This window comes from Paenibacillus sp. P4_E11 (assembly GCF_056401635.1).
Genome location: NZ_JBFUIX010000440.1, coordinates 1 through 1,560 on the forward strand (window position 1 = coordinate 1; position 1,560 = coordinate 1,560).

Here is a 1,560-nt window from a genome sequence, read left to right on the forward strand (position 1 = left end):
GGATGTTTCTTACCTTATTGCTAACCCAGGTGAGGCAGCAAAGTTGGAATCCAACGCACAAATGTTTATTGGCGACTATGGATATGATGGATATTTAGCGCTGAGAAAAGCAGCAGGTCTTGATTAAAAGGAGGTGTGGTGAGGATGGGGGTATTTGAAAAGTTACAGACGGGAGAAAAATCAACCAGTCGTTCTTCTGGCGGGGTATTCAACCGTTTAAAAGAAAAATCGTCTAGCGTAAAATCCGAGAAACCTCCAAGTGTCCCAAGTCCACCGCTTGATTTACGAAAGTCTCCAGTTGTGCAGAAGTCAGAAGCTTATAAGGAGAAAGTAATCGATGAAATACCAGTTGGAATTCGTCAGTCAAGAGTAGTCCAAGCAGCGGAAAAGGCGGCACCAGAAATTGCTAAAAAAGAAACGTATCGTTTAGCCGAAGAAGCAAGATGGGCCGAAAAACCTTGGTTAGTACGCGCCCAGAAGAATCTTTATGATGCCACTCTCGGCCCGGTAACGGATGCCGCTATGCGGGTTGCTGCAAACGTTGTAGACCCCTTTCAATTAACAAGAGGGGTTGCCGCTAGGAAAGGGGCAACATTAAGAAATAATCCGATCACTGCACCATTCAGCGCCCCTGAAACTACGTCGGAAAAAGTAACGGACATTGTGGGTCAAGTTGCTGGATCGTTAGCTCCTGGAGCCGGAGCGTTTAAAGTTGTTGGTAAGCCAGTAGGGAAACTAGCCATAAGAGGTCTTGAATCCTTGTCACCAGCCTCTAGAGAAGCGGTTGAGGCTCTAGCAAGGAATAGAGGGGTGGACGCAGCGGCTTTGATTAATACGCTAGCTCGTGGTGCTGGAACTGGTGCGGGGTTCGGTGTAATGCGAGAAGGTCTTCAAGCGGCAACAGGCGATGACCAGTCATTAGGTGGCAGACTGAAGGATATTGCCTTCGATACGGTTCTAGGTGGTGCAGGTGATGTTGCACTAGGCGGGGTATTTGCAAGGATGGGACAACGAACTAATCAACAACAAGCAGCACAACAAACTGTTCCTACTGCTCCAAAATTAGATCCATTACGACCGAAACTGCAAGACGAATTCGCACCCGGTCAAAGCCTAGCGCCTGACTCTGCACCGGACATCGTTCCATTTACACCTGATCCCAAAGGTCCTGTGAGACTCGCGGATTTGACCGCTGAAACTCCTACTACTGCTAGAGTAGATCAACCTTCGGTAGCACCGGAAACGCCTGTATCTGCTCAAGAAGAACTGACTAGAGCAAACTACAAAAATCAACTTGATAATGGTAATTTCTCGAGCGAGTTACAAACGGCTATAAAAAATACAGACCAAACATATGAACGGGCGACCAATGCGGAGAGCGTCGCCAAAGCCAATGAAGCTGTAAAGAACCTTCCGGAAGCTGAATCTAAGTTCTTGCTGAATGAATCTGGAGGACCTGAACATATTGCGACAGGATACCGCTTAATGCAAGAATTTGATGCGCTAGGAGAGCATGGACGCGCTTTGGTTGTTTCCAAAAAATTAGCCGAGGACTTAACC

At 47.3% G+C, this 1,560-nt stretch carries 1 protein-coding gene; it reads left to right on the forward strand.

Annotated elements, in window-relative coordinates; genetic code table 11:
- Nucleotides 1-144 precede the first annotated feature (144 nt).
- A partial coding sequence (locus tag AC1DWB_RS34920; RefSeq protein WP_477545660.1) for a hypothetical protein occupies nt 145-1,560 on the forward strand: 1,416 nt, incomplete at its 3' end.